We start from the raw sequence: 18971 nt of genomic DNA, 5'->3' as shown, positions 1-18971 counted from the left end.
CCTCCCTGTTATTGGGCCGCTATAGCCCAGTATGTCAACCTTTGCCGCACGGCCAATGGGACGAAAGACCCATCTTTCAACCAGACCTCTCTTTTACAGCTTTCGAAAGGTCGAGGCTGAGGGCTGATTTCATCGCGGGCGCCTGCGATAGCACGCTCACGATCAGAATGATGGCCGCTGTCAGCACGTATGTCTCGGGCGCGATGCTCAGGCGTATAGAAAACAACTCTGTCTGTTCCTCGGTTTGCGCGGCTGCTATGAACTGCTCTACGAAGACACGACCGACGGGCAGTCCTATCAAAATGCCCGCAGCAGCCAAAAGCAGGTTCTCGGTGGCGATCATTCTGACCGCTTCAAACTTAGTCAGGCCTATAGCGCGCATGGTCGCGATTTCTTGACTGCGCTCCATCACGTTTACGGTAAAGACGTTAAACACAACGGAAAAAGAGAGCGCCGCCCCAAAGAGGAGCATGATCAGCACAAACGTCCGCGACGTTGCCGTCAGTTCGTCCACCATTCGGCGCATCTCGCTCGTTGCAAAGACGGCGCCCACGTCTGGCATGGTCTCCAATCGCTTTCGGATCGACTGCTCATAACGCGGATCGACCATCATCCTGACGGATGTTACAGCGCTGGGCGGCAGATTGAGCTCTTGCCCGAACATAGATTCGGCTCTGCGGCGGCTGGTATATCCCACTGTCCCGATCGGCTCCCAATTGAACAGGGTCACTTTTGCCATGACGGAGGTAGGCGATTCGGTCGCCTCGGATTCGGGAAGCGTTAGATGGAGCATGTCGCCGCGCTCGACTTGCATCTTCTTTCTAAGCGTGGGGCCCAGCGCCAAGTCGTCGGTGCCAATTCGAATCGGTCGATCCTGCTCATCCTTCAGTTGGGTCATCATGGAGCCGGGATCGACGCCGACGAGAATCGATTCATAGCGCTTGCCGTTTCGCTCATACCAGACTGGAATCTCGAGCGCGCCCTCGGCACGGATCACACCGGGAATAGATTGTATGGCGCTCACATCTCGAGAAGCGCCGTGTCTTAAAAAGCCAACGCGCAGGTCCTCCTTAAACGAACCTGTAACGATCATGTCAATGGATGAGTCCATCGAATCCATCAGGCCGCGACCGGTCATGATCAATGCGATTCCGGCCACGATGCCAAAAATCGAAGAGAGCGATCGCTTTGGCTGTCGATAGAGGTTTCGCAAGGGTATGCGCGCAAGGAGCGGCAATCCACCGATGATTCGATCGGCCCAGCTCGCTTTCATCGACTGCGGCGGCGCCGGTCTCATGCCTTCTGCCGGCAAAATGCGAGAAGCAGCGCGAGCAGGCGCCCACGAGGCGATCAAGCAAGCGATCAAACCAATGGCCGCTCCCTGCAGAATGACGCTGGTCGACTTGACATAGTGGGCGTAAGGCACCGCAATAAAGCTCAGATAGAGGTCGGTGAGTCCCTTGGCCATCCATAGCCCTAGAAGCGCTCCTGCAGCGCTTGCGATTGTACCGACGAAGACGGCAGTTAATAGATAGTGGCCGGTAACTTCCCTCCTTGTTGCCCCAAGCGCCCTTAGCAGAGCGATAAAGGTCCTCTGCGCGGCGACCATTCTAGACAAGAGCGTGTAAACGATGACCGCGGCGACCGTCAGAAAGAAGGCTGGAAACAGCACGGCATAAACTCGGAAGCCCTCGAGGTCTTGTTGAAGCAACTGGTGGCTCGGCTGCTCTTCGCGCTCGATCGGTTCGTCTGGTCGATATTCGCTCAACGCTCGCATGGCATCGCGCTTGATCCGTTCCCTGTTCGCATTCGGCGCTACCGTCCATCGGATTTCGTTGATAATGCCCGTCTTGCCCACCAAGTTGCCCAAAACGGACTCTGAGACGAACATGACGCCGAAGGTATCCGGCATTGGAAGCAAGTCCTGCTTGCTCTTGACCACATAGATGTACTCAGGACTCTTGACGATGCCGGCGATTCGGAAACGCGCGCGATCGCCCAGACGATGGACGATTATCTCATCTCCCGGGCGCAATCCGTGATGCTCGGCGAACTTGCTTTCCAGCAGGATCTCGCGAGCGGCCGAATAGGCGAGGTCGGCGCCGGCTATCACCCGATACAAGTTGACCGACGGTCGATGCGGCGCAGGAGTCGATATGAGCCTGCCCACCAGACGCTTAGACCTATGGCCCGGGATCTCAACGCTGAAATCTTCTTGAAGCCTTCCTTGAGTTCGCAATACGCCAGGGATCCGCAGAAGTCGTTCCGCCGCTCTTGCTGGAGCATGGTTGATCTTCATGCCCATGTCCTCGAAGGCAAGCGCCTGATAGGATCGCTCGTAGCTGGTGTGCAGATTCTGATAGGCAAGCGTTGCCGAGATGTAAAAGGCAACGCCAAGCGCCAGCATAAGCGCAACCGCCCCGTATTGCCACTTTTGGGCATAGATCTCGCGAATTAATTTGCGGAGAAGCATCTTTTACCAAACCATCTGAGCCGGATCGACCGGTGCGGCGTTTCTCTCGTCGGAGATGACTCGTCCGCTTCGCAGCCGGATCACGCGATCCGCGCATTCGGCGATTGCGGAGTTGTGAGTTACGACGATCACGAGCTTCGACCCATCGTGAGTCAGTTGATGGAGGGTCACCAAAATCTGTCGGCCCGTCTCGAAGTCAAGTTCTCCCGTTGGTTCGTCGCACAGCACGATCGCCGGATCCTTAACAATGCCGCGTGCTATCGCAACCCTTTGCTGTTCGCCTCCGCTCAGTTCCGAAGGAAAGTGATCGGCCCGCTGATCAAGACCAACCGAAGCCAATACTTCTAGCGCGCTCTTCGGGCTCTTCGTCATTTCGGCCGCTAATAAGACATTTTCTTTAGCAGTGAGCGTGGGAACAAGATTGAAAGATTGAAAGACGAATCCTATCTTGGTGCGCCGGATGCGCGTCAGATCGCCTTCCGACAGTTCGCTCAGATCGCGACCTTCTATCAGTACCTGGCCAGAGGTCGGTACGTCCAACGCGCCGATCAGATTGAGCAGCGTCGTCTTGCCACAGCCGCTTGGCCCTAAGATAACGACGAAATCTCCAGAATCGAGCGAAAGCGTCGCTTCGTGCAGGGCGGTTACTTGTACCCCGTCTTTTCCGTAAACTTTGGTCGCCTCGATCAACTCGACAACCGTCATGGCTGGCTGCCTGCGACCTTCACCCTCTGACCCGTTTCTAGGCCCTCCTTTCCTCTCACGACGATCTTCTCGCCCTCTTGAAGACCCTCCAACACCTCAGTGTGCGCGAAGGTAACGAAGCCGAGTTTAACGGGTCTCCTCTCGACTTTTTCAGCAACGACTACCCAAACGCAGGCTCCTTCCTCGCCAACAACGACCGAATCGCTGGGTACGGTCAACGCAGCCTTAACCGTTGCCGCTTCGCCTTCCACATCGGCTTCCATGCCGATTCTAAAGAAGCCTTCTGGATCGTCGACCCTCACCCGCGCGCGCAGTATCCTCACTCGGACCGCCGCGTCCGGTTTCAGTTCGGCCTCTGTTGCCAAGTGATAGATGCGTCCTTGATATCGACGGCCAGGCTGGGCGCCCGAAGTTACGTTGACCGCGTCTCCAACGGCAATCTTCGCGATATCCTGATCGGACACTTCAATTTCCAGATATTTTTCATCCTCGGTGGATAGGACCGCCACTGGATGTGCCGGCGAGACGGCCTCTCCCCGCCTTAGATCAAGCTTCGCAACGACGCCGGCGACCGGCGCGGCTATCGAATAGTCTTGGAATCGGGCCTCGACCTGACGGACGGCTGCATTGGCGGCCCCCAGTTCGGCACGAGCGACCGAAACTTCAGCCCGCCGGACCGCCAAGCCCCGACCGAGCGCTTGGGCGATTTCGACTTCGGCTTCCGCGGCCCGCACCCGAGCGTTCGCGGTCTCGACTTCTTCCTTCGTCGGCTGAGATTCGAGCAATTCGATCGCGCTTAAAGAGGCTCTGACCTCCGCTTCATCGGCTCTCAGACGGCTGAGGGCCGCATCGACCAGAGAACGCGGGGCTGCCTGTTGGTTGTAAAGAGTTTCCGCCCTGGCCAACTCGATCTTGGAGAGGTCTCGCGCAGCCGTTGCCTGCTCCAATCGATCTCTGGCTTGCTGGATTAGTTGGGACTGCGGACCAGCCATCACTCGAGTTCGCTCGGCAATGGCAACAGCCAGGGCGCGTCTGGACGCGGCCAATCGCGCAGTATGCTCCGATTCGGCCGCCTCTAACGCATGGACAGCGAGAGCGAGTCGCCTCTCGATGGCTGCCGCGGCTTGTACGACCCTTGCGCGCTCTGCCTCGATGTCTTTGGCATCGATGGTAACGAGTTTTGCGCCTGCCTGCACAGTCTGGCCTTCGCGCGCATGAACGGCGGCTGCAATCCCCGCTACTTGAGAATAGACCGAGGTACTATTGCCCTTGAAAACCCCGGAGGCGGCAAAATCAGAGACGATATCGCGTCTTTCAACTTGAGCGACGGTAACTTCGACCGGCTCGCGCTGCTTGGCCAGTTGGTAGGCGATTGCAACGACTGCTACAATCGCCAATACCATCCAAAACCATCGGCGCATGGCCAATGGTACCCGTTAAGCGCCGCCTTACTTGCCCGTCTTGATCCTCTCGATCTCGGCTAAGGCCTTTAGGAGCATCTCGCGAAGTTCCGAGTTATCCTGCTTCAGCAACTTGACGCTCTCGACCAAGAGCGGGACGATTCGCGAATAATCCATGCCCATCGCGTACTCGCCGTCCTCTTCCATTCGGACGATTTCGGGCAGAACTTTTGCGACTTCCTCGGCGATGAATCCGAAATCCTCAGTTCCGCCGTTCTCTTCCTTCCAGCGATAGCGGACGCCTTCAAGACGCGAAATCAAGTCGAGCGGCGTTTCGATCGACCGGATATCTTCCTTCCAGCGGGAAGACGAATAGGTGACCCAAGAGTTAGCGCGGCCCATACCATAGATGTTGAACATGTTTGGAAGTTCCAATTGGTATGTCGCGTTGGTAACCCCGCCCAATCCAACAGTACCGTCGGTCGACAAATCGACGCGCGCAATGTTGCCGACGAGCAAGCGGAAAGGCACAAGAGCGTAAGAACCGATTCCTCTGTAACTACCGTTGTGATGCACATAAGTCGATACATCCGCCGAGCTGTGAGAGTGCGAGAAACCATAACCAGATTGAACGATGTCTATCCCCAAGTTTGGAGAACTGTTGTTGATTCCCACGCGCCCTTGCTTGACCACCAGAGTATCCGCTCCATTAACGCTAAAACGGATGTCGTCGCTAAAGTCGCTGCCGGTCGCAATCTGGAGCGTCGTGGCTGTGCCCGATCGCACGAAGTACCGCATGTGCGCATAGTCGCCCAAATTGCCTAGATTGTCCGGCCACACGATGCCCGCGCTGGATCCGACGGCAGGGGTAAACTGGCCGTTTACAATTTGAACCTTGCCGTCTAGATACGCTGCGTGAGCGTTAGAATTGGTGGTAGCAGCATGAATCGCGCGACCGGTCCCCAGCGTAAAAACCCGAAGAGCGGTGCCGCCGCTGCTTGTGTTGGTTATGCTGAATACCCCGGCATTGCCCGTGCCGCTGGTCGTCGCCTCCAAAACGGGGAGGCTGTTCGTCGCGTTCTGAGCCTGAAATAGGCAGTCCGCCCAAGCCCCTGTTGCAACGCATAAAGCGCGGTGTTGACGCTGGCGCCGGATTGCACGTGGAACAAACCAGCCATGCCATTGCCCTTTGCCAAACCATAAATCGCGGCGCCTGTGCCGCTCGATTCGCTCCAGATGCCAACGGCATCGCTAAAAGCGTTGTCGATCTGGAAGAATCCGGCGCGCCCTGTGCCGTTGTTGTACCCCCACAAGGCGTCGCCTTCGCTGCCGGAAGACGCGAGCAATGCCGGCAATGTATTGCTGCTGTTCGTTGTTTGAAACCATCCCGCTACGCCGCGTCCGCGGTTGAACGATTGCAGCGTCGGAGACGTGTTCGCGCTGTTAGTGGTTTCGAAGAGCCCGGCACGGCCGAACCCGGTATGGAATGCGATCCAAGCCGGATCTCCGGTCGAGGCAGAGCCGCCCGAGGGCTGGCTAAAGGTCAATTGCTGGGACACACCCACACAGCACAGCGCGCCCCATCCTAACGACAAGACAATACAAGCCGACGGTCGCATATATCGTCTTCCTTAAATGAATTACTTGCTTCATTATTGGATCGCGACTGCTGAGTTCTTTACAAATTCCCTTGACAATAGTTAGACCTGGCTGGCAAGGAAGGCTGCGCGGTGGTCAAAAAATAATAAAGACCTCCTTGAGGCTTTTTACTGCAAAGGCTCAAGGAGGCTCATCTGTTCGTTGTTATTCTGGATCGCTCGATCGGCCAAAACTAGCCAACACCAGCGCTAGATCCGTGTCATCGATGTTTCCATCGCCGTTCAAGTCTCCTGGGCCGCGGACTCCGAAGTGCGTCAGCACAATGGCCAGGTCGGCATCGTCGATCGTGCCGTTCCGGTCGGCATCGCCATTGGGGAGTTCAAAATCGACCTGAACTTCGCCTCTCAAAATCACGGCGCGGCGAATCCGAAGCCATGTGCCGCCAACAAGCGCCGCGCTGATCGTCGCATCGCCGCCCGGTTGATCGGTCTCAAACTCATACCGGCCATTTTCGCCTAACAAAACGTCGTGAGGCTCTCGGGCGGCGGAGTCGCTGACGACAAATCGAATCGGCAAGCCGTCCGGATCGGGGATGCCGCCCATCGTGATCGTACCGATGATCTTTATGCGATAGACGTTGAGCGTCGATGTGTCGAAGCCGGGCAGATGGTTCTCGTCCCCCGCAAACTCTGCTCGAATCTCATGATTTCCAAGAGCCATAGCCTGAGGAATCACATACGGCAACGTCGCTATGCCTAAAAAGTTAGTCGTGGCCGGACCGACCAACTGATTATTGACGTAGAAACGGATCGTTTCGCCCGAGAGCGCTTGGCCGTTGGTCTGTCGAACAAGGCTGGCCGCCAGCGTAACTTCCTCGCCGCGCCGCCCCTCGACGTTGTTGCTAAAGACGGTAACGCTCGCCTTCCTCGCGTTTAGGGTTGCCCCGCCTTGCGATCCGTTGTACTGCGTATCGGGCGCGAAGATAGCCAAGATGGGATGGTTGTCAACCCCAAACTCTGGCGAAATCGTGAAGTTGCGCGCGGCCACGCCCGAGGCGTTCGTAACCGCGAAGCCGACAAGCGAGTTATCGACCATAAATGCCACGGTCTTTCCTTCCAAGGGAGCGTCGATATCCGTGCGCCGCAAAGTGGCGCGAAGTTGAACCGTCTCCCCGATCGCGCCGGAGACGTTCGGAACACTAAGGCTTGTATTGGGCTTAAAATTTAACTCGGCAATGTGAGTTTGCCAGTTGTTGGCCGCCCTGCCAAACGACCCAATAATCCAGACCGTCCGACGATCCCAAGGATCCAGCTGGCTGCCGAAGTAGTCGCCCCAGAAGCCGACGTTCTCCACGCCCGCGCCCGCCCTGGCCTGCGCGCTGCCTTGGATGGGATCGTCTTTCTTCCAGCCAACGTGCCGCAGACCGATAAACTCGCCATTGACATCGCTGACGCGTCCAAACCCAATGATCGCGTCCTCGTCTTGGGTAACCTGGATCGATGGGAAGATATAGTCGTAGCCTGCCAAACCCAAGTTGATCTGCCGCTCGACTGTTGTCGTGCCGGCGACGAATCGCAACTGGTAGAGCCGAAGAACGCATCTTGCGCCTTGACCGTCTCCCCAATCGAGCGCGACAGTGTGCCCTGTGTAAAGTCGGCCGTTAAAGTAAGACGCCTTGTCCATCAAGTGGCCATCGACCGTGAACAGGCTAGGAGCGCCGCTCGATTGTCGCGCATTGGGCGGCAAGGAGTAGGAAGCAACCGTTACGATCTCTCTAACGATTGTCGGAAAGGTAGGCCAGTTGAGGACGTTTGTAACGCGGCGCACCACCAGTCGATTGTCTGTCGGATTGTTGCGGGTTCCCATTCGATTGACCAGATACATGATTCCGTTGTAGGACTGCATCTGAGCGGGTTGGACGACCTCGTCCGTCTGGCCGTCCGTTACAAAGTTGATCATGTCCATCCAGCCGCTCCAAATACCGTTATAAAGGTCGGCTTTCTTGAAGATGCGAACCTTTGCAGTAATAAGAGCGCGGGTAACCGGATGCTTCATCACTGCAGACAAGTAAAGCCCGTCCGGATCAAAACCGTAAGAGGGGTAGTCCGCCCACTGGTTGACATCGGTATTGCCGTCCAGTCGCGCGTTGGCATACCATTTGTACCATACGCCCATCGGGTCGTTGGTCGCCGATATCAAAATGGCGAACCAAGATTGGGATCGATCCGTCTGCGTCGGGGTGGCCAGCGATATCACCACATAACGACCTTGCCAAGGATCATAAAACGACTTGGGATCAAAGTATCGGCCTGGCGCCTCGTTAAAGACCGCGCTCATCTGCTGGGACGAGAGCTGATTGCCGTTCTTGTCATAGATGATCATCGTGCGATTGGTGGTGCCGATAACATGGTTGGGCCCAACGGCCAGATTGCAATCCGCCGGAAAATAATCGACAAACTGGTTGGCGTCCCAACTGCGAAAGAGGGACGCGGCCTGTATACCGGCTGCCGGTTCGTCGACCGTTACCGGCCCGTCGCTGGTCAATCCATTGGCGTCAAACGGCTTTCGGGTCGATGCGCCATGAAAGTGATAGTTTGCGCCAAAGTTGTGCGGCGGCTGCACGGGAGCTGTTCTGGGCGACCAATAGTAGGGTCGGTTCGCGCCCGTATGTTGTTTGACTTCTCCTTCGAACGGCTGAGCGACGGCAACTAACGCGGTTGTCGTAAGCATCGCGGCTACGGCAAACTTGATAAGCATAAGACCTCCTCTGGCGCTCCAAATTATATCACCGATGGGCGAAGTATTGGGATAGACTCTGACCATGCATCAAGAAAACCTCTTTGCAGATTCGGTCGACACGGCCTCTCTGCCCTTGGCTGCGCGCATGAGGCCCCGAACGCTCGACGAGTACGTCGGCCAAACAAAACTCCTCGCGCCCGGACGCCCCCTGCGCAAGATGATCGAATCGGGCAAAGCAGGCTCCATTATTCTCTTCGCCCCGCCAGGTTGCGGCAAAACCACGCTTGCCTATCTCATCGCTCAGTCAGCCGGTTGCCGCACCGAAGCAAAGAGCGCGGTAACGACCGGAGCGCCGGAAATCAGACGCATCGCCGAGACCGCCGCCGCGCGCAAGAGACTTGGAGAAGAAACTCTGCTCATACTCGACGAAATCCACCACTTTAAACGAAACCAGCAGGACGGACTTTTGGGCTATGTCGAGCAGGGCTGCTTTACGCTGGTCGGCGTTACAACGGAGAATCCCTTCTTCGCCCTCGCGCCTGCGCTCCTCTCCAGAGCAAGGGTCATCACGCTTCAGCCCCTCAGCGAAGACGAACTGGCAGAGGTTGTTCGACGCGCGCTGTTAGACACAGAAAGAGGCCTGGGCGAGCGCAAACTGACGATAGCCAAAGACGCTCTGCATCGCCTGGCCAAGTGGGCCGCGGGCGATGCTCGGCTCGCCCTGAACGCTATCGAAGCCGCCTCTTTTTTGGTCGAGGACGGTGGCGAAATCAGCGCTGAGGATTTAGAAGAAGTCTTGCAACGACCCCTGGTGCGATACGACAAGCAAGGCGACTATCATTACGACACGATCTCGGCTTTTATCAAATCCATTCGGGGCTCCGATCCCGATGCGGCACTCCACTATCTGGCTCGGATGATGCAGGCAGGCGAAGACCCTCGTTTCATCGCCAGACGAATGATGATTTCTGCAAGCGAAGACATTGGAAACGCTGATCCGCAGAGTTTGGTGCTGGCCTCCGCCGCGGCTGCCGCAGTCGAAAGGGTCGGTATGCCCGAAGCGGGGCTCATCTTAGGGCAAGCCGTCGCCTATTTGGCCTGCGCGCCCAAGAGCAATGCGGCCTATCTGGCCATCGCCAAAGCGATGGAAGACGCTGCGAAAGAGGCGCTTCCGCCCGTGCCCGAACACTTGCGCAACAAGCCCTCCAAGACGCCTTATCTCTACCCGCACGACTATCCGGGCCACTACGTCAAACAGCAATATCTGCCCGACGGAGATTGGCAAACGCCCTACTATCGACCGACCGACCAAGGCCACGAAGCCAGAATCAAAGAGCGCATGGAGAAAAGAGAGAATCAAGGCTGACCGTTATGAAAACGTCCGCTTGACCCAAACGCTGATCTCTCGTTTGACGTCTCGCCAGTCAAAATCCCACAGAATCAAAGGCGTCGTCTCCTTGTTCGCATCGTCAAAATAAGTCAGAGCTCGTGCCAAATGCACGGGATCTGCAATACCGAACTTCCGCATGTAGCCATCGACCATGCCCGCAAGGGGCATTTTTGTTCCTAAGGCATAGATATCGATAAAATCCTTCTTGGCTCCTCGTTGGGCAATCGCCAAGAGCTTCATAGCGGCAATATCGAGCAGCGAGGCCACGAAAACCTTGTACTCTGCATTTGATTCGCAGGGCGAAAGCAATGGGTACAGATACTCAAACGCGCTGATGCGCGTACCTGCTAAGCGCCCGTGCAGCGTTCCTTGAGCAATGCTCGACAGAACAAAGTCAGGCGCCGCCTCGCCAAGCGCCTTGCCTAACGACTCCGGATGCTCCAACGGCACGCTGCTGAACCAATCTAAGTCCACCGACCGCCTATGATGGAGTTGGACCGCTAAACCGGTACCCCCTGCCAAGTAAAAATCACGCTCAGTAAAGAAGGGACCGACCGTTCGCAAAGCCGTCGCTGCAGACCGCGACAGCGGCGGTTTCATCGAGGGTTCAACCTCTGTTCCCAAGGTCCAGCCTGCTCTCGCTTTACCCAAGCAGTTACTTTACGATGAGGCAGATCCAGCAATACCTCCCAAAACCGAAGCGTCCGAGGGCTCAAGCCCCGACCCTCCCGCACGGTTATCCACTCCCTCAGCCCCTCGTCGCCCTCGGTCTGGCGCAGCCATAGAATCGCATTACGATCGCCGTGCTCAAGAATCTTGAGAATGACCGTCTCGCGATCCTTTGGCCAGCCAAGCTTTGAAAACTCATACTCCCAAAACAGCGGCTTAAGAAACTTAGGAAGCTTCACGTTCCAAAAGTTACCCCAAACCGTAGACCGGGATCGCGGCCCCATGAATGGCGCGAGAGGCATCGGAGCATAGGAACTCGACCACATCGACCATAGCGTCCAGTGCAACCCACTTGGACGCATCGGCGTTCGGCATCGCGGCGCGATTGCCCGGCGTATCAAGCGTAGACGGCAGAATCGCGTTGACATTGACGCCTTTGGACTTCAGTTCTGCCGAAAGCGATTCCGTAATACGCAAGACCGCCGCCTTCGATGCCGCGTAAGCCGCCATGCCCGCAGGACTCTGCAACGCCGGACGAGCGCCAAAGTTGACGATTTTGCCATGGCCCTGCTTGGCCATCACAGGCGCAACAGCCCGACACAGCGCAAACACGCTCTTGGCGTTCATCGCCATCATCTTGTCCCAAACCGCTTCTTCTGTCTCGGCGATCGGCTGGCCGCCCTCAAAACCTCCGACACAGTTGATTAAGGCATCGATCGAACCCAACTCGCCGACCGCGTCCTTTACGAACGAATCGGCTTCCTGTACGTTGGCAGCGTCAAATGCGCGGCAGAACGCGCCCTCTTGATACTCCGATTCGCTAAAGACCGCCAGCGCCAAGCGAGAGCCATGCTGTCGATACCGCGCCGCCACGGCAGACCCTAATGCGCCGCCCGCGCCGCTGATAAGGACGACCTTGGGATGCGGCATAAGCCGTTAGTCGTCCCGCAGGCCCGGCTGTATGATGGCACGAAGCGTCAGAGTGCCTCGCTGCGGCTCCGCAGGCTGAACCTCAACGCCCTTCTTCGTCTTGATCGGCAGTCGGCTTCGATCTGGCACATTGACGAACAAACCTTGATCGGAGCCGACCGTCGTTGCGTCCAACTCGGCCTCGATTGTGAGCGAACACTCGACCTCTTCAAGCTGAACGTTTAGACCGCGCTTCTTCATGTGCGCGGCCGCTTCGTCCACCGATGAAGCGATGGAGGCGATAAGAGACGAGACCGGTAGCCGTGGCATGGATCGTCCTGACTAGCCCTGTTCTTTGCCGCTAAACAAGAAGCGAACCTTAAGACCGTAAGTCGCCTTTTGCCGGGTCGAGCGAGTGTGGCCGATCTTCGCTTTGATCGTGAAAAACTTCAGGTCCAGCCCGCTGCTCAACGATGCGTTGCTCTTTGTCGCTACTTCGGTCTCTGCCGCGTAGGTAACTTCGATCTCAAACTCTTCCAGCTCGACCGGAATGTCGTTCTGCTGAAGCACTTCGACGCCTTCCGAAGCGCCCTCCGCAGCTGCGAGAATCAGATTCTTAATCGTAACTTCTTGAGCCATGCTCGTCCAACCTCCTTTTGAGCAAATCGCGAAGGCGCAATGATTGCCCCCGCATATTTGCTAAGTATACCGCACCGTCATCCTCGGCTCGCCTGACAGAGTGCGCCCGATCACAACTGCCCAGTCCGGCAACGCATCCGCGTCAAGCAAACCCTCGTCCACCGAAAAAAGCAGCCCGCCCGAGGTTTGAGGGTCGAATACAGCCTCGATCAGATGCTTGGGCAACCCCTCCTTCAACACAACTCTATCCGCCGTCGACTCTCTGTTCATGCGCCCGCCCTTCGTAACATTCCCCGCCTCTACATACTTTTCAAAGCCCGGCAACAATGGCAGTTTGTCCGCCCACACTTCTACAGCCGCGCCGCTTACAAAAGCCATCTGGCTCAAATGCCCCGCCAAGCCGAAGCCCGTAACGTCGGTCGCCGCAGTCGCTCCCAAATCAATCATCAAGTCTCGCGCCTCGGCGTTCAATCGGCTCATGCTCCTAACCGCAACTGCCAAATCGTCTGCCTCGCACTCGTCAAACTTGGCCGCCGTCGCTAGAACCGCAGTACCCAACGGCTTGGTCAACACCAACAATTGCCCAGGCCGCAACCCCGCATTGGTCAAAACGCGATCGGGATGCACGATGCCCGTAACGGACAGGCCGAACAACGGCTCTGGAGCCTCGACCGTATGCCCGCCGATCAGCGCAGCCCCAGCCTCGGCGCACTTCTCCGCCCCGCCCCGAACGATGCCGGAAAGCGTCTCCTCGTCGACCTTGTCGGGCGGAAACGCCAGCACGTTCATCGCCGTCAATGGCTGTCCGCCCATTGCGTAAACGTCGGACAAGGAGTTGGCGGCGGCGATCGCGCCGTAATCGTAAGGGTCGTCTACGATCGGCGTAAAGTAATCCACCGTCTGCACCAGCGCGATCTCGTCGGTCAGACGATAGATGCCCGCATCGTCTCGCGTGCTAGAGCTCACGAGCACGTTCGGGTCGGTCAGTGGAGGTAAGCCGCGCAGCACCTGCGCGAGCCGGGACGAGCCCAGCTTAGAGGCTCAACCCGCGCACTGAACGAGATGAGTCAGCCTGATCTTGCTCATGAATGGCATTGTACCTGCGCCCGATTCCTTGACTTTTGAACGCTCAGCGGCCATAATCTTTGAAGAAGCAATGAAACGAGCCTTGATAACCGGGGTGGCCGGATTTGCCGGAAGCCACCTTGCCGACCATCTGCGCGCCATCGGACAATACGACGTATTTGGCATCGTACAAAGCCCAGAAGATGCCGCCGCAGCGCCCATTAGCCCCGACCGAGCCATCATAGCCGACCTGATCGATCCCGTCGCAACGCGAAAAGCGATCGAACGGTGCGAACCCGAACTGGTCTTTCATCTTGCAGCAATGGCCTGGAGCGCCGCGAGTTGGAACGACCCTTGGGGCGTCATGGAAAACAACGTTCGCGCCCAAACGAACATCTTGGAAGCGCTGACAGTGGTCGCGCCGCAAGCCCGATTGCTCATCGTCAGTTCGGCCGAAGTGTACGGCAAACTGAAGCCGAACGAGATCCCCGTTGGCGAGGAAACGCCCTTGCGACCCGCCACGCCTTACGCCGCAAGCAAAGTCGCGCAAGAAATGATGGGCATCGCGTTTGCCGAAGCCAAAGGCCTCGAGATCATTCGCGTTCGACCCTTCAACCACATCGGTCCGCGCCAAAAGCCGGGCTTTGTGGCAACCGACTTTGCCAAGCAGATCGCCTCCGCGGAACTCGGTCTTAAACCCCCGATCATTCGTGTCGGCAACCTGGACGTGGAGAGAGACTTCACCGACGTTCGCGATATTGCAAAGGCCTACCGGCTCATTATCGAAGAAGGCCAACCGGGAGACGTTTACAACATCGGCTCGGGCCGCGCTATCTCGGTTCAGAAGATTTTGGACGGCCTCTTGCGTGCCGCTCAGATCGAGATCGAGGTCGAAAAAGACCCAGCCCTGCAGCGACCTGCAGAAACGCCCAGAGTCGTCGCAAACATCAGCCGCATGCGAGCGGTTACCAGTTGGAGCCCGGAGCGCGATCTGATGCAGACTCTGGCCGAGGTCATGGACGATTGGCGCGACCGGCTGCAAGAGAAAACGAGAGTAGCAACCTAAAGGGAGCAGGATATATGGCAAAGGCGCTAGTAACGGGAATAACAGGGCAGGACGGATCGTATCTGGCCGAACTGCTGCTGTCCAAAGGGTACGACGTGATCGGCATGGCGCGTCGCTCGAGCACGACCAACTTCGAGCGCATCCGTCACATCCAGGATCGGTTGACCATGGTTCAGGGCGATCTGTTGGACCAAGTGAGCCTGATCAGCGTCTTAGAGAAGCACCAGCCCGACGAAGTCTATAACCTGGCCGCGCAGAGCTTCGTGCCAACCTCGTTCGAACAGCCTGCCCTGACCGGCGAATACACCGCGCTGGGCGTTACCCGACTTCTGGACGCCGTTCGACTGGTCAACCCCAAGATGAAATTCTATCAGGCCTCCTCTTCCGAGATGTTCGGCAAAGTGCGCGAAGTGCCCCAAACCGAGGCGACCCCCTACTATCCGCGATCGCCCTACGGCGTGGCAAAACTCTACGGCCACTGGATCACGGTCAACTATCGCGAAAGCTACGATCTCTTCGCGGTGTCCGGCCTGCTGTTCAATCACGAAAGCCCTCGCCGGGGCTTAGAGTTTGTAACCCGTAAGATCACCTACGGCGCAGCGCGAATCAAGCACGGCTTGGCGCATGAGCTTCGATTGGGCAATCTGGAGGCCAAGCGCGACTGGGGCTACGCGCCGGACTATGTAATGGCAATGTGGCTGATGCTACAAAACAGCAAGCCCGAGGATTACGTGATTGCAACCGGCGAGACGCACACCGTGCGCGAATTCGTAGAGATTGCCTTTGCGCGCGCTGGTCTCGATTACAACGACTTTGTCGTCCAAGCGCCCGAGTTCTATCGCCCGGCCGAGGTCGATCTGTTGGTGGGCGATCCCGCAAAAGCCGAGAAAGAACTGGGTTGGCGACCGGCGCACAAGTTCGAAGACCTGGTCAACATCATGATGGACGCCGATTTAGAGCGCGTCGAGCGAGAGAACAAAGGCGAAAGCCCGACCTACCGACCGGCCTTTACCATACCCAAGAGCGCCTGACCCGATGCGGGTCTTGTTCGTCAGCGCCCTCAATCCCTACCCGCCGGTGTCGGGCGGACAACGGTTCGCCTACGATCAACTGCGCGCCTACGCCAGCTTTGCCGAGGTCGACCTGATCGCCTACTATGACGAAACCGAACCGGAAGTTCCTCGATTGCTTCGGGAAGGGCTCGGCGACGTTTGTCGATCGATCATCAGCGTGCCCATGAGGCTAAAGTTCGGCAAACATCGCAAGAGCCAGATGCTGACCATGCTGCGTTCGCAACTAAGCGCCAAGCCGTTCCTCTATCACAAATTTCGTCAACCGACCATGGTAGAGCGATTGCGCTCGCTCGAACCGTACGATCTGGCGCACTTTGACCACCTTTCGACGATGGGGCTGTTCGATTGTGTCAAGGCAAAGGTCAAAATCGGCTCCGATTTCGACGTGGAGTGGGAGATATTCGAAAAATATGCGGAAAACGCGACCAACCCCTTGGCGAAGTTACTCTTCAAGCGCGAAGCGGCCAAGGTCAAGCGATACGAGATCGAGCGGTTGAACCTTATGAACGGCGCTATAGCGATCTCGCCTCGAGACGCAAGCATCTTGGCATCTAACGGCGTCCGGCCTCCAATGATGGTATTCAAAAAACCGACGCCCGTGCCCGAACAACCTCTCGTCAGTTTTGGTACTGCAGAACCGAGGGTCGTAACGCTGGGTATGCTGACGTGGATGCCCAACTTATCCGCGACCTTGTGGTTTGCCGAGAATGTGTGGCCGTTGCTGAAAAGCACGCACCCCGAAGTTCGTTGGCACATAGCGGGCGCCGACCCTCCCGAAGAGGTGCAGCGACTGCACGATGGCGAACGCTGCTTTGTGGAGGGCTTCGTCGATGACCTCGATTCGTTCCTTGCAAAATGCAGGGTATGTGCCGTGCCTTTGACTATCGGCGGCGGAATTCGCATCAAACTACTGGACATGATGAGTATAGGTTTGCCCTGCGTTTCAACTACATTGGGCGCAACAGGGCTAGAGAACGACGCGATCGCTATTGTTGACGATCCCAAGGCATTTGCAGAAGAGATCGTCCTATTGATGACGGACGAACGGCATTGGCGAGAGAAATCAGAAGCCGGCCGGGAGTTTGTCCGCGCCAACTTTTCGCCAGAGTCCGCACAGGCCGAGTTTAGGAGTTTCATCCAGGAGCGGATGGCATGAAAGTCCTCTTCATTGCCGCTCTCAGTCCCTATCCGGCAGTCTCTGGCGGCCAGCGTCTTACTCGCGACGAGATCGAGGTCTATGCGCGCTTTGCTACAGTCGATCTGCTCTCCTATTACGAACAGACCGACGAGACGGCCGTACCATTGATGAAGGGGCATCTGGCTAACATCTGCCGCAAAATGGACTTTGTGCCCTCAGCTACCAAGTTTGGCAAGAACAAAGCGCAACAACTTGCGCTCTACGCTCGCTCCTTCTTGGGAGCCGTGCCGTTTCGCGTCCAAAAATTCGCTATACCAACCATGCAAGAACTCATTAGCCGATACATAGCTGCTGAAAAGTACGATATCGTCCATTTTGAGCATCTATCCTCCACTGCCTTTATCGATACCGCCCGACAGAGCGGCGCCCAAATCATCGTAACCGAGCAAAACGTCGAGTGGGAGATCTTCGCCCGATACGAAAAGAACGCCAAGAATCCGCTGCTCCGAGCGCTGCACCGCCGCGAAGCGGCAAAACTGCGCCAATTCGAGAACGCCGCGCTCAACAAGGCCGACCTGATCGTTGCGCTCTCTGACCGAGACAAACAGATCTTCCAAGATGACGGCGTCAAACCACCGATCTATGTCTTCCAGCGTCCGACCGAACTGAGCGACCAACCCATTACGTCGTTCGACCAGGCCCGGCCAGAAGTCGCCACCCTTGGCGCGCTCTCATCGCCCGCCCGCGAGCACGGTACGCTTTGGATGCACGAGCATGTTTGGCCGTTAGTGCGCAAGCAACTCCCAGAGGCAAAATGGCACATCATCGGTATGGACCCTCCCGATTCGATCAGAAACCTGCACAACGGCGACGACATTCATGTTCACGGATTTATAGAAGATTTGAATGCCAAACTCATACATTGTCGCGTCGTCGCCGTGCCGCTTCTCATTGGCGGCGGCATACGCATCAAGATTCTCGATATGCTGAGCCTAGGCATGCCTTGCGTTTCTACCACGGTCGGCGCCCAAGGCCTCGAAAACGATGGGATTGTCATTTCGGACGATCCGCAAAGATTCGCAGAAGGCATCGTCCAATGCCTCTCCTCGCCCGAAAGATGGAACGAAATGTCGAGCGCCGGACGCCGATTCATCCTAAAGAACTACTCGCCGGAAGCCGTCTCACAAGCCTACGAGTCGTTTCTCAACCAAACCTTAGGTAGCTCAGCAACAACCGCGCCCATGTCTTCAGACGCTTCGGATCCCGACGCAGAGACTGCCTAAGCGCAGCCCGAGCCGCCCGAAAGTCGCCCAACTTCTGTTCAACCTCCCCCAAGCACGCATAACTGAACGCCAACGCGCTTTCCATTGCCCTCCTGTCTGGCGCCCGATCCAGCAGATCCCTTTCCCAAACATGGACCTTCTCACGACGCAACAACCGGTCATCCTCGTAAACTCGCCGAAACGAGCGTGACGCGTTCTCGCCATGCACCCGATAGAACGTCAAAGGCTCGTCTACAAAGCCGATGTCGTACTTCATCGCGATCCTCAGCCACATATCCCAATCGCCCGAACCGAAAAATCTTTCGTCAAACCGTCCGCACGATTCAAAACACTCGCGCCTAACCAAAACCGAAGAAGCGATGATCCGGTTGCTCCTCACCAACTCTGTAACAATGTTCCCAGACTTGAACCTGGGCCAATCAAAGCCCAAAGGGCGTCCCTCCACGATCCGCCCTTCCCCATCGATAAAACGCCCGTCCGTATGCACCAAGCCCACGCTCGGCATCGCGTCCATCATGGCAATCTGCATCTCCAGTTTCCTTGGCGCCCACAGATCGTCCGAGTTCAAGATCGCGATCAGCTCCCCGCTTGCTCGGTCGATCAGCCGATTCAGGGTCGGATACGTGCCCGCGTTCTCCTGAAACTCGATCTGCGCCCTGTCTTGCCATGCCTCCAATACTTTAGGCGTTTCATCCGTGCTCCCGTCATCCAACACGACGATCTCAAGGTCTGAAAAAGTCTGCGCCTCGACCGACCGAAGCGCTTCGTCGATAAATCGCGCATGATTGTAACTGGGGATCAGGACGCTAATTCGAGCCATGCC

18 protein-coding genes are annotated in these 18971 nt (G+C 57.1%); 5 read left to right on the top strand and 13 right to left on the bottom strand.

The features are described 5' to 3' along the window. Positions 1-76: 76 nt before the first annotated feature. The 6 genes from HUU60_05275 to HUU60_05250 all read right to left on the bottom strand — a co-directional run bounded on the left by HUU60_05275 (position 77) and on the right by HUU60_05250 (position 8934). Positions 77-2473 (bottom strand): FtsX-like permease family protein, encoded by a 2397-nt coding sequence (locus tag HUU60_05275; GenBank protein NUL82123.1) that lies wholly within the window; start codon positions 2471-2473, stop codon positions 77-79. A 3-nt stretch (positions 2474-2476) separates the two neighbouring features. Continuing rightward, positions 2477-3178, bottom strand: coding sequence for an ABC transporter ATP-binding protein (locus HUU60_05270; protein NUL82122.1), 702 nt, complete (start codon positions 3176-3178; stop codon positions 2477-2479). Continuing rightward, positions 3175-4599, bottom strand: coding sequence for an efflux RND transporter periplasmic adaptor subunit (locus HUU60_05265; GenBank protein ID NUL82121.1), 1425 nt, complete (start codon positions 4597-4599; stop codon positions 3175-3177). Before HUU60_05265 ends, HUU60_05270 begins: the two co-directional genes overlap by 4 nt. A 27-nt stretch (positions 4600-4626) precedes the next feature. Next, positions 4627-5634 (bottom strand): tail fiber domain-containing protein, encoded by a 1008-nt coding sequence (locus HUU60_05260; protein NUL82120.1) that lies wholly within the window; start codon positions 5632-5634, stop codon positions 4627-4629. Continuing rightward, entirely contained in the window at positions 5586-6197 is a 612-nt protein-coding gene (locus HUU60_05255; GenBank protein ID NUL82119.1) for a hypothetical protein, read from the bottom strand. Before HUU60_05255 ends, HUU60_05260 begins: the two co-directional genes overlap by 49 nt. Positions 6198-6381: 184 nt before the next feature. Next, positions 6382-8934 (bottom strand): Ig-like domain repeat protein, encoded by a 2553-nt coding sequence (locus HUU60_05250; protein ID NUL82118.1) that lies wholly within the window; start codon positions 8932-8934, stop codon positions 6382-6384. A gap of 64 nt (positions 8935-8998) precedes the next feature. On the opposite strand from HUU60_05250, the gene HUU60_05245 reads away from it, so the two are divergent. Then, complete coding sequence (locus tag HUU60_05245; GenBank protein NUL82117.1) at positions 8999-10282, top strand: replication-associated recombination protein A; 1284 nt, start codon at positions 8999-9001, stop codon at positions 10280-10282. Between the two features lie 3 nt (positions 10283-10285). On the opposite strand, the gene HUU60_05240 is transcribed toward HUU60_05245, so the two are convergent. Genes HUU60_05240 through selD form a run of 6 tightly spaced genes read right to left on the bottom strand, consistent with a single transcriptional unit; the run spans position 10286 to position 13609 of the window. Further along, complete coding sequence (locus tag HUU60_05240) at positions 10286-10906, bottom strand: nucleotidyl transferase AbiEii/AbiGii toxin family protein (protein NUL82116.1); 621 nt, start codon at positions 10904-10906, stop codon at positions 10286-10288. After that, positions 10903-11214, bottom strand: a complete 312-nt coding sequence (locus tag HUU60_05235) for a hypothetical protein (GenBank protein NUL82115.1) — start codon at positions 11212-11214, stop codon at positions 10903-10905. The genes HUU60_05240 and HUU60_05235 overlap by 4 nt, the downstream gene beginning before the upstream one ends. A gap of 10 nt (positions 11215-11224) precedes the next feature. Continuing rightward, positions 11225-11905, bottom strand: a complete 681-nt coding sequence (locus HUU60_05230; protein ID NUL82114.1) for an SDR family NAD(P)-dependent oxidoreductase — start codon at positions 11903-11905, stop codon at positions 11225-11227. A 6-nt stretch (positions 11906-11911) separates the two neighbouring features. Then, positions 11912-12214 (bottom strand): hypothetical protein, encoded by a 303-nt coding sequence (locus HUU60_05225; protein ID NUL82113.1) that lies wholly within the window; start codon positions 12212-12214, stop codon positions 11912-11914. A 12-nt stretch (positions 12215-12226) separates the two neighbouring features. After that, positions 12227-12523 (bottom strand): hypothetical protein, encoded by a 297-nt coding sequence (locus tag HUU60_05220; protein NUL82112.1) that lies wholly within the window; start codon positions 12521-12523, stop codon positions 12227-12229. 60 nt (positions 12524-12583) lie between these two features. Continuing rightward, entirely contained in the window at positions 12584-13609 is a 1026-nt protein-coding gene (gene selD / locus HUU60_05215; GenBank protein ID NUL82111.1) for a selenide, water dikinase SelD, read from the bottom strand. 70 nt (positions 13610-13679) lie between these two features. On the opposite strand from selD, the gene HUU60_05210 reads away from it, so the two are divergent. The 4 genes from HUU60_05210 to HUU60_05195 are packed head-to-tail and all read left to right on the top strand — an operon-like array spanning position 13680 to position 18148. Further along, a complete protein-coding gene (locus tag HUU60_05210; GenBank protein NUL82110.1) occupies positions 13680-14654 on the top strand; it encodes a GDP-mannose 4,6-dehydratase in 975 nt (324 codons plus the stop codon). A gap of 14 nt (positions 14655-14668) precedes the next feature. Then, complete coding sequence (gene gmd, locus HUU60_05205) at positions 14669-15685, top strand: GDP-mannose 4,6-dehydratase (protein ID NUL82109.1); 1017 nt, start codon at positions 14669-14671, stop codon at positions 15683-15685. Positions 15686-15689: 4 nt separating this feature from the next. After that, a complete protein-coding gene (locus HUU60_05200) occupies positions 15690-16883 on the top strand; it encodes a glycosyltransferase (protein NUL82108.1) in 1194 nt (397 codons plus the stop codon). Then, positions 16880-18148 (top strand): glycosyltransferase, encoded by a 1269-nt coding sequence (locus HUU60_05195; protein NUL82107.1) that lies wholly within the window; start codon positions 16880-16882, stop codon positions 18146-18148. Before HUU60_05200 ends, HUU60_05195 begins: the two co-directional genes overlap by 4 nt. On the opposite strand, the gene HUU60_05190 is transcribed toward HUU60_05195, so the two are convergent. After that, on the bottom strand, positions 18069-18968 hold the full coding sequence (locus tag HUU60_05190; GenBank protein ID NUL82106.1) for a glycosyltransferase: 900 nt from the start codon (positions 18966-18968) through the stop codon (positions 18069-18071). The two genes, HUU60_05195 and HUU60_05190, sit on opposite strands and share 80 nt — an antisense overlap. Between the last annotated feature and the right edge of the window lie 3 nt (positions 18969-18971).

This window comes from Armatimonadota bacterium (genome assembly GCA_013359125.1).
Taxonomy (GTDB): Bacteria; Armatimonadota; Fimbriimonadia; order Fimbriimonadales; family GBS-DC; genus JABWCR01.
This window is presented reverse-complemented; position numbering and strand designations above follow the sequence as displayed.

Excerpts from the sequence above, each read along its gene's own strand:
- HUU60_05245 (NUL82117.1), top strand. The coding sequence starts at position 8,999 with ATGCATCAAGAAAACCTCTTTGCAGATTCGGTCGACACGGCCTCTCTG.
- HUU60_05275 (NUL82123.1), bottom strand. The coding sequence starts at position 2,473 with ATGCTTCTCCGCAAATTAATTCGCGAGATCTATGCCCAAAAGTGGCAA.
- HUU60_05255 (NUL82119.1), bottom strand. The coding sequence starts at position 6,197 with ATGCGACCGTCGGCTTGTATTGTCTTGTCGTTAGGATGGGGCGCGCTG.
- HUU60_05265 (NUL82121.1), bottom strand. The coding sequence starts at position 4,599 with ATGCGCCGATGGTTTTGGATGGTATTGGCGATTGTAGCAGTCGTTGCA.
- gmd (NUL82109.1), top strand. The coding sequence starts at position 14,669 with ATGGCAAAGGCGCTAGTAACGGGAATAACAGGGCAGGACGGATCGTAT.
- HUU60_05200 (NUL82108.1), top strand. The coding sequence starts at position 15,690 with ATGCGGGTCTTGTTCGTCAGCGCCCTCAATCCCTACCCGCCGGTGTCG.
- HUU60_05240 (NUL82116.1), bottom strand. The coding sequence starts at position 10,906 with ATGAAACCGCCGCTGTCGCGGTCTGCAGCGACGGCTTTGCGAACGGTC.
- HUU60_05270 (NUL82122.1), bottom strand. The coding sequence starts at position 3,178 with ATGACGGTTGTCGAGTTGATCGAGGCGACCAAAGTTTACGGAAAAGAC.
- HUU60_05195 (NUL82107.1), top strand. The coding sequence starts at position 16,880 with ATGAAAGTCCTCTTCATTGCCGCTCTCAGTCCCTATCCGGCAGTCTCT.
- HUU60_05220 (NUL82112.1), bottom strand. The coding sequence starts at position 12,523 with ATGGCTCAAGAAGTTACGATTAAGAATCTGATTCTCGCAGCTGCGGAG.
- HUU60_05210 (NUL82110.1), top strand. The coding sequence starts at position 13,680 with ATGAAACGAGCCTTGATAACCGGGGTGGCCGGATTTGCCGGAAGCCAC.
- HUU60_05230 (NUL82114.1), bottom strand. The coding sequence starts at position 11,905 with ATGCCGCATCCCAAGGTCGTCCTTATCAGCGGCGCGGGCGGCGCATTA.
- HUU60_05190 (NUL82106.1), bottom strand. The coding sequence starts at position 18,968 with ATGGCTCGAATTAGCGTCCTGATCCCCAGTTACAATCATGCGCGATTT.
- HUU60_05250 (NUL82118.1), bottom strand. The coding sequence starts at position 8,934 with ATGCTTATCAAGTTTGCCGTAGCCGCGATGCTTACGACAACCGCGTTA.
- HUU60_05225 (NUL82113.1), bottom strand. The coding sequence starts at position 12,214 with ATGCCACGGCTACCGGTCTCGTCTCTTATCGCCTCCATCGCTTCATCG.